Genomic DNA, 8,826 nt, shown 5'->3' with positions numbered 1-8,826 from the left:
CCCGGGCGGGGGCCCCCCGTGCGCCCGCGCCCTGTGCGCGCCCCCGCCCCGGCCGGGGGGGCGGGGGGGGGGGGCGCGGGGGGGGGGGCCCCCCCCCCCGGCCCCCCCCGCCCGGCTCGGCCCGGGGCGGGGTCCGTGCGACAAGCGATCAGACAGGCGATCATTTGCACGGGTAACAATTCGGACTCTAGTCGGGGTCGCGCCGTCGCGCACCGTGTTGCGGCGCCGCTAGCCGGTTGTTACCCAACCCTTCACGCCGCTATCCCCACCGCCAGCGTTAACGTCTAGTTACCTGTGGCGCACGCAACACCCCGCCGGGACACGCCGCGCGAAAAGTCACCAAATACGGGTTGCCCGATCCGTTTGCCGCGCAACTGCCCGCGGGCGTGCCTGACGCCTACCGTCACGCTCGCCACCGCCGCGGCCAACCGCCCGGCCACGCTCGACCCACCAGGTGGACCGGGCCCCACGCGCCGAGCCGCGCCGTGACTACCTCCCCAAGGGCAGCGGCCGACCAAGCACGGCGCCGCGGCGCTCGCCGCGATCGAGGAACGACTCGACGGCCGGCCACGCGCGGTCCTCAGCCGGCGGCCGCCCGCCGAGGTCTTCACGACCGCCCTGGCAAGGATGAACAAAACGGTCCGCGTCGCGACGGTCGCCAGAAACCGCCGCAGAGGCGGAGGTCTCCCCACTCCACTCGGGCCGCGGCGCCTCCCGGCGAAACCAAGATCAGCCCTGGAACCAGCTTTCAGCCGTCGCCGATGACCGAAAGCGTTGAGCCAGGCAGGGCAGGCTGTCGCTTGGGGACAACGCCCTAGCGCAGATGTGTCCGCCGCGGATGAGGCGTTCCGTACCGCTGATCGCCAAGCTCATGGCAGTGGCAGCGAAGCCTCAGCGACAGCGAAGCCTCGGTGACAGCGAAGCCTCGGTGACAGCGAAGCCTCGGTGACAGCGAAGCCACCTCGCCGCCGATGCGGCGGCACATGCCTTCAGCGCAGCGGGCAGACGCAAACACATAGCCGCGCCGACCTCGTTCGGCAACCCGATCAGCTCGCGGAGGAACGGTGAACCCATGACAGCCCCCTTGCCCGAGGCACCGATCCGCGGCGGCATCACGGTCTCCGACATATCGATGGTCTACCGGTCGAGACGATCCGAGACGGTGGCTCTCGATCGCTGCTCGTTCCATTTCGACGAAGGCCAGCGGGCCTGCCTGATCGGACCGTCCGGTTGCGGCAAGTCCACCTTGCTGCGCATCGTCGCGGACATTGTCGGCGGGGCGACCGGCCGGGCCTCGATTGACGGACGCAGCCCCCGCGACGGGAGGTTGAACCAGACCTTCGCGCTCGTCGGGCAGTCCTCGGTGATGCTTGACTGGCGCAAGCTCGTCGGCAATGTCGCGCTGGGTCTGGAGATGACGTCGCTGTCTCGTCGCGAGCGGCTCGACCGGGTGCACCACGCGATCGAGCTCGTCGGGCTGCGTGGCTTCGAGAACTGCTATCCGCACGAGCTCTCGGGTGGGATGCGGCAGCGCGCCGCGATCGCCCGGGCTATCGCGCAACGCCCCAAGTACCTCCTGATGGACGAGCCGTTCGGCGCGCTGGACGAGATCACTCGTCTGCGTCTCAACTTCGAACTGCTCCGGATCCTGGAGGAGGAGGGCGCCACGCTCCTCCTCGTCACTCACTCCATCACCGAAGCGGTGCTGCTCTCCGACCGAGTCTTTGTCATGAGCCCACGACCCGGCCGCATCACGCACACCCTCGACATCGAATTCGGCCATCACCGCACCGCGGAGATCCGAGAAGATCCACGCTTCCTCGCCCATGAGGCGACGCTTCGTCACGCGCTGCAACCGACTTCTCAGTGATCGCTCAGACCGCCTCATTCTCAATTATCTCGCCATTCCAGGGAGTACATCCGTCATGCGTCGTACCCGTCGCCTTCAGGTCGTGGGCTGCTGCGTGGTCGCAGCCGCCGCACTGGCCGCGTGCTCGTCCTCGTCGGCGGGTGGCTCCTCGGCCACGTCGTCGGCCGGTGCCGCCTCGCTCACCCCGGTGACGGTGCAGCTTGGCTTCATTCCGAACAGCCAGAACTACGCGATTCCGAAGGGTATCGAGGACGGCAGCTACGCCAAGGCCGGCCTCAAGGTCTCGTACAAGCCGGGCGGCATCGGGGTGGACCCGATTCAGGTCGTCGGCGCCGGCAAGGCCGACATCGGAGTCTCGCAGGAGGACTCGCTCGTCATCGCCGAGGGCAAGGGCCTCAAGCTCAAGGTGCTCGGCGCGGAGTTCGGGCACTCGGCGCTGGGCCTGATCTGCCGCACCGACTCCGGCGTGACCAAGCTCTCCGACATCGCCGGCAAGAAGATCGCGGTGAAGGCGGTCGCGGCGCAGAACTTCTCGGTGCTGCTCAAGACCAACAACATCGACGCGAGCACGGTGAGCGTCCTCAACGTCGCGAACGACGACTCAGCGACGATCATCTCTGGCAAGGTCGCCTGTGTATACGCCGGCCTGGCGTTGAACGAGCCGCAGATCATCAAGGCCGCCGGAGTGGACAACCGGATATTCCTCGACTCCGACTACGGCCTGGCCAATCAGGACAACATCTACTTCACCACTCAGGCGTACTACGACAAGCACAAGGACGACGTCCTCAGGCCCTGGATCCAGGCCACGCAGCAGGAGTGGGCCGGATTCATCGCCGACCCGGCGAAGGCCGCCAACTGGGTCCTCGACAGCCATCTGGTGGACGGCCTGAACAAGGACCAGGAGCTCTACCAGGCCAAGGCGATGGTGCCGTTCCTGCTCACCGACTACGACAAGACCAACGGCCTCCTCGCGCTGGAGCCCGAACTGTGGGCCAACTCGGCGAAGCGGGTACTGGCTGCCGGCTCCACGAGTTCGCTCGTGGACACCGCCCCGATGCTCGACACGACGTTGGTGTCGAAGTCCATCTCATGACGACCAGCGAGGCCCCGATGCAGGTCGTCGCCACCCCCTCGGGTGGCGACGGCCCGCACGACGGCGACGGCCTGCACGACCTCGCCGTCACCGGCACGGCTCGGCGCACCTGGGGCCGTGCGCTCGACATCATCGGCCCGATCGTCGTCATCGCCGCGGTGATCGGCGCGTGGCAGGCGGCCACGTCCAGCGGCCTGATCAAGACCTTCGTGCTGCCCGCGCCGTCCTCGATCGTGCGGGCCGTGCTCGACCAGCCTGGCCTCTACTGGCGGCACACGGTGCGGACCACGGAGGAGGCGATGGCGGCTTTCGTCGCCGGCTCCTTCGCCGCGGTCGTGATCGCGGTCGCCTTCGTCCACTCCCGGTTCATCGAGCGCAGCGTGTATCCGCTGACGCTCGCCGCCCAGGCGATCCCGGTCGTGGCGTTGGCGCCGATGTTGTCGATCTGGCTGGGCCCTGGGATGGCGCCGAAGATCCTGGTCGCGGGGTTTCTCGTCTTCTTCCCCACCCTGGTGAACATGCAGCGCGGGCTGCGGGCCGTCGATCCGGAGATCGCGGAGCTGATGCGCTCCTACAACGCGAGCTGGTGGCGCATCCTGGTGAAGGTCAGGCTGCCCGCGTCGCTGCCCTTCCTCTTCGTCGCGTTGAAGATCGGCGCGGGCGGATGTTTCCTCGGTGCCCTCACCGCGGAATGGATCGGCTCCGATCGCGGCCTCGGTTACCTGGTCACCATCTTCGGCTCGCAGTTCCAGATCCCGCAGCTCTGGGGTGCGGCGATCATCGCGTCCATCCTGGCCGTATCCGCCTTCGGCCTGGTCGGCCTCCTCGAACGCCTGGCCCTGCCATGGCGCCGAGGCCGATCGACCGGGTCGTGAACGTGCCCGCGGCGATCAGGGCCGACAGCGGCAAGCCGCCGCCCGCTCCGCTCACGCCGGGCGGATCGTCGCCGCATGCGGGGTTCGGCGCTTCATGATTGAGCGACCCGCATCGATTCTGCTGCGTATTCCGCACGCGAGCCGGCCGGGCGGCGACGCCGCCACGTTTCTCAGAGTGGCGCGGGAGGCCGAGGACGCCGGATTTGACGGCGTTGTCGTGCCGGACCACGTCGTCATGGGCAAAAGACCAGATCGCTATCCATGGGGGACGTTCGCTGAGCAACCGGACGCCCCGTTCCTGGAGCCCTTTGTCATGCTCGCGGCGATCGCGGCGGTGACCGACAGGATTCGGCTTACGACCGGGATCCTGATCGCGCCACTTCGTCCGGCGGCACTGCTCGCCAAGGCAGCCGCGACGCTCGACGTGATCTCCGGGGGCAGGCTCGAGCTTGGCGTCGCCACGGGTTGGCAACAGGAGGAGTACCCCGCCGTGGGGCGCGACTGGGACGACCGCGATCAGCTACTCACGGACACAGTCGCGGCTTGTCGCGCGCTCTGGACCTCGAGTCCAGCAAGCTTCGCGTCGTCGACGGTGACCTTCAGCGACGTCTACAGCGAGCCGCGGCCGGTGCAGGCGCATGGCCCCGCCGTTCTCTTCTCGACCGGGCTCTCGGCTACGGACGTCGACCGAATTGTGCGGCTTGGAGTCGGCTGGATCGTCCCCCTCGCGTCCTCCCGGGAAGTCCTGGTCGAGGGGACGGCCATTCTGCGCGAGGCGTTCGCGACCGCGCAACGCGACCCTGGCACGTTGCGGATCCGCGCCCACTCGGTGGCGCGGCAGAACCGAGACCGGGGTCCACGATTCGCCGAGTCGCTGGAGGCGATACCTCAACAGGCATCCGACGGCGCCACGGAGGTCTCCGTTCCCATGGCGGACTTCGTCCGCGACCAGGACGACATCACTCCCTGGTTCACCGAGGCGCGACGCGAACTCAGTCGCGCAGGCTGGTGCTGAGGACGTCAGGGAGCTGCTCCAGCGTCGATGCCCGCTCGAGGCCGAAAGGTCCGACCCGCAGCCGGCGAAGTGACATCATCTGCCCGACAGCACCGAGCGATGCAGCGAGATCGCGAACGAGCGCGCGTACGTACGTGCCGGTAGTGCATTCCAGATGCGCCTGTACTACCAGCACATTCTGATCCGGCCGCGTCAATCCGACGAGCTCGAACCTACTGACGGTCACCTGCCGCACCGCCAGTTCGGGTGGTGGCGGCAGTCCGTCCACGCCATGGGTCGGCGCACCGAAAACGGCATCCTCAACTGCTGACCCGCGGAACTGTCGCAGATCACCGACAAACGCCCGCATCGCCGAATCAACCGCCGAGTGCGACATCAGGTCTTCCGATGATGGCACTGGTTCCGTCTCGACGGCTGCGCCGACCAGTTCGAGGCGGATCGTCACCAGATACTCCATGTCAACAAGTGCGACGTTCGCCAGCACGGTGGTTCCCGCACCCAGCCCGATCGCGAGTACTCCCGACGCCAACGGCTCCAGCGTCGCAAACCAGCGCGTGGCACACGCCGCAAGCGCATCGTCGTCCTGACACGCGCATACGTTTCCGACGAGATCACCACCCGTCAGTTCGCGGAGACGATCGATGACACCCTGCGCTGTCCAGCCGGCAGGCTTGTCGACGAGCAGGATCGAATCGCGGTCGAACATCAGCGCGGCCACGACGACAGCGCGGCGAGGTCCGCCTTGCGAATCTTGGCGTGGACGCCCTGGACGACATCGACCACCTGGCTCACCGCGAAGTCGGTCGCCGCGCTCAGATAGGCGTAGGCGACGCTGCGTTCTATGCGGTAACGGCGTTCGAGCAGTTCAAGGCCGCCGCGCACGCAGTCACGCATCGCCGCCCCGAGGTCCTCGTCCAGCCCGATCGGGATCAGGTACTCGTCGGTCTCGGCGTACGGACGATCGGAATACGCGCGCTCCTCGCGGGTGATCAGGTCGAAGCGGAGCCGCGCGCGCAGCGGAGCCTCGAACGCGGTCAGCGCCACCTCGCCATCACCCTGCGCGAAGTGCGGATCACCGATATAGGCCAAGGCCTCCGGCACCTGGACGGGCAGGTACAGCGTCGCCCCGGCGGTGATCATCGAGACGTCGAGATTGCCGCCGTAGCGCCCGGGCGGGACAGAGCTGTGGTGGCCCTCGTCAGCCGGGGCAACCCCCATGATCCCGAGGAAGAACCTGAGCGGAAAGGTGATCGCACCCTCATCCGTGTCGATGGTGCCGGTCGGGCCCTGCGGGCCGTGCCCGGCGCGGCAGAACGTGAAGACCGGGTCGGCCCCAGCGGGCATCTCGCCGGGCAGCGCGCCCCTGCCGTGCCGGTTGGAGATCACGCCGTAGGCCGCACGCGGAGTCAGCTCAAGGACGCGCACCGCCAGCAGATCACCCGGCTGCGCACCGAGCACCGCGATCGGACCGGTGATCACATGTGGTCCGTCCTGCCCGAAGGCGTGCGCGCTCCCGGCCGCGACGGCGACGGCGTCGGTGAGCACCTCGTCGGCGGGGACCCCGAAGCCGGCGAAGAAGGCAACCGGGTCCCGGCCCTGATCCTCCAGAACACCCTCATGGCTGATCGTGTCGATCAGGACCTCGGCCCCCGGCGCGACCTTGTGCACGGCGCGATCCGAGCCGGTCGGCAGCCGTCCCCAGAGCACGTTCTCGGGGTCGGCAGCGATGTAGATCGCGTCCGCGCTGCCGTCGAGGCGCTGGAGGACTCGGAACGGTTCGATCATGAACTCAGTCTGTCGAGCCGCGAGCCCCACGCCATCGTCCGCGACGAACAATCAGTCGTCGGTCAGCTTGTCCGTGAGCATCGACGTGCGCTCGGAGTCGAGGACGCGCAGTGCGCGCAGGGCCAGGTAGAGATCGTGGCGACGCGACGGTGCGGACAGCGCGCCGTCGGTGAGAGCCTCGATGCGCGCGATCCGGTACTTCATCGTGTTGACGTGGATGAACAGCGCCTCGGCCGCGGGCTTCAGCCGGTCCCCAGCGAGGTGGTACGCCTCCAGGGTCGCGACGAGATCGCCACCGGATTTGGCGTCCTGATCCAGCAGAATGCCGAGGTGCGCACGGACGTACTCGCGCAGGGCCTCCTCGTCGAGGGCGATGAGGAGAGCGTAGGCGCCGAGCGCGCTGCTACTGACGCCGTCCTCACGTTTCATGCGCAGGGCGAACTCCGCCGCGCGAACGGTGGTGTGCACGACACGACTGAAGTTCTCCGGCCAGCTGGTCGGCGTGCCGATACCGACGCCGACGCGCGTGCCGCGCCGCAACCGGACAAGATCCGCGCGAATGGCTTCGGCTCGGCTGCTGACCCTGGACTCGGCTCGTCCCGTCGCGGGCGCCGTGGACTGCGCGTCGAGCAGGACGAGCAGCCCGTCGGCGCGCGGGAAGACCAGCGAGCCTGGCGGGTCGCCGAGGCGGTGCTGCACCAGCGCGACCATGCTGCGTAACCCCATCGGGTCCAGCCCGTCCGCGGAGTGCGACCCGGAGCCTGACTCGATCGCGAACATGATCGGGGTGTACGCCCGGCGAAGATCGAGGCCGGCGAGGCTGGCCCGCGGGATGACCTCACGCCGGTTGGCATCGGTGCCGCGCAGGAGCAGCTCCAGCAGATCGCCGCGCAGCCGCGTCTCGACCTCGAAGCCGACCCGCCACTTGGTGAACTCCAGCGCGACGACCTGGGCGGCCGTCTCGAACAGCGCGGGCGCGGCGTCCCCGTCGGCGACGAGCAGGCCGAGCTGCTGGTCCCCGGCTCGAATCGCCACCTCACGGCGCCCCGGAGACGGGGTGCCGTCGAGCTCCGGCCCGGCCAGGACGGTGCCGAACGCGTCGATGACGCTGACAGGAGCGCCGGCCCGGCGGCTGACCTCGGCGATCAGCTCCTCGAGCCCACGGTCGTCCAGGACGAAGGCGACCAGGCTGTCGTAGGTCTCGGAGTCCGCGAGGCCGGACTGCCGATCGCGCACGTCCAGGGCATGTTCGAGCGCGATCGCGAACTGCTCGGCGATGCTGCGCACGTACTCCCAGGCTGGCGGGTTGTCCCACGGCGGCACGCCCGGGGCGCGATGCCGCAGCGCCAGCACACCGCACTCGCGTTGCTGACCCCGCAGCGGGACAGTCGTGACGCCCGGGCCGGGTTCGATCGACGAGCCGATCCAGGCCTGGGCGCCGACGAGAGACACACCGCAGTCCAGCTGCGGCAGGACCGTCGCCAGGTCGGCGACCAGGCGCTCGCAGAGCTCGGTCGGCCCCAGCGCCGCCGCCGCCATGCCGTCGACATAGGAGAGCAGCTTCGGCCCGCGCAGCTGCCGGGCCACGTCCCCGTCGCTGTGCCACCGCGCCAGGAGCGGCGCGATCTGGGCGGCGATCGCGTGGAGCGAGTTGATCTCGTCGTCCGTGTAGCTGTGTGCCCCGATGCTCTGGACGTTCAGCGCGCCGAGAAGCGCCGGGCCGAGAACGACAGGGACAGCGAGGATCGAACGGAAGCCGCTCTGGTCGAAGCCCGGGATGATCTTGAAGTGGGGGTCGTCGGCGACGTCGCGCACCGCGTACGCCTGGCCGGTCTGGGCGGCCCGGCCGGTGGCGCCCTCGCCCAGGCGCAAGGCGACGAACCCGACACCCGAGTGCGCGAGGCCGCGAGTGGCGATCAGGGTCAGTTCGTCGCGGTCGGCGTCGAAGCCGTAGAGAGAGGCGACGTCGGATCGCATGACCTTGGTGACCAGGTGGATGCACACCTGGAGCGCCTGTTCGGCAGGGAGGCGAGCGAGGTCCTCCGCCGCGAGCTCGGCCTCGAAGACGTCATGTAGGCCAGACACCATGAAGCACCCCCTTGGCCGCGTCGACACTAGGACCAGGTCGTTTCGCCGAGGTTTCTCGGCAGCTGGTGACCGAAGTCAGCCGGCTTTGTCCGCCGCG

7 protein-coding genes are annotated in these 8,826 nt (G+C 68.8%); 4 read left to right on the top strand and 3 right to left on the bottom strand.

The genetic code is table 11. The features are described from left to right. Positions 1-1,072: 1,072 nt before the first annotated feature. The 4 genes from I6A60_RS30815 (at position 1,073) to I6A60_RS30800 (ending at position 4,856) form a co-directional block, all read left to right on the top strand. Positions 1,073-1,870 carry an ABC transporter ATP-binding protein gene (locus I6A60_RS30815; RefSeq protein ID WP_203011759.1) on the top strand — a complete coding sequence of 266 codons (798 nt, stop codon included), beginning with the start codon at positions 1,073-1,075 and terminating at the stop codon, positions 1,868-1,870. A 187-nt stretch (positions 1,871-2,057) separates the two neighbouring features. After that, positions 2,058-2,966 (top strand): ABC transporter substrate-binding protein, encoded by a 909-nt coding sequence (locus I6A60_RS30810; RefSeq protein WP_203011749.1) that lies wholly within the window; start codon positions 2,058-2,060, stop codon positions 2,964-2,966. Further along, complete coding sequence (locus tag I6A60_RS30805; RefSeq protein ID WP_203041877.1) at positions 2,963-3,841, top strand: ABC transporter permease; 879 nt, start codon at positions 2,963-2,965, stop codon at positions 3,839-3,841. Before I6A60_RS30810 ends, I6A60_RS30805 begins: the two co-directional genes overlap by 4 nt. Further along, complete coding sequence (locus I6A60_RS30800; RefSeq protein WP_203041879.1) at positions 3,735-4,856, top strand: TIGR03619 family F420-dependent LLM class oxidoreductase; 1,122 nt, start codon at positions 3,735-3,737, stop codon at positions 4,854-4,856. Before I6A60_RS30805 ends, I6A60_RS30800 begins: the two co-directional genes overlap by 107 nt. Here the strand turns inward: I6A60_RS30800 and I6A60_RS30795 are convergent. From I6A60_RS30795 to I6A60_RS30785, 3 genes are read right to left on the bottom strand one after another with little or no spacing between them, the layout of a single operon-like run. Further along, the gene (locus tag I6A60_RS30795; protein ID WP_203011639.1) at positions 4,834-5,574 is read right to left on the bottom strand and encodes a hypothetical protein; all 741 of its coding nucleotides are present in this window, start codon (positions 5,572-5,574) and stop codon (positions 4,834-4,836) included. The genes I6A60_RS30800 and I6A60_RS30795 overlap by 23 nt on opposite strands. Continuing rightward, positions 5,562-6,641, bottom strand: coding sequence for an acetamidase/formamidase family protein (locus I6A60_RS30790; protein WP_203011638.1), 1,080 nt, complete (start codon positions 6,639-6,641; stop codon positions 5,562-5,564). The genes I6A60_RS30795 and I6A60_RS30790 overlap by 13 nt, the downstream gene beginning before the upstream one ends. A 51-nt stretch (positions 6,642-6,692) precedes the next feature. After that, positions 6,693-8,729, bottom strand: a complete 2,037-nt coding sequence (locus I6A60_RS30785) for a PucR family transcriptional regulator (protein ID WP_203011636.1) — start codon at positions 8,727-8,729, stop codon at positions 6,693-6,695. Between the last annotated feature and the right edge of the window lie 97 nt (positions 8,730-8,826).

It is taken from the genome of Frankia sp. AgB1.9 (assembly GCF_016786355.1).
Taxonomy (GTDB): Bacteria; Actinomycetota; Actinomycetes; order Frankiales; family Frankiaceae; genus Pseudofrankia.
This window is presented reverse-complemented; position numbering and strand designations above follow the sequence as displayed.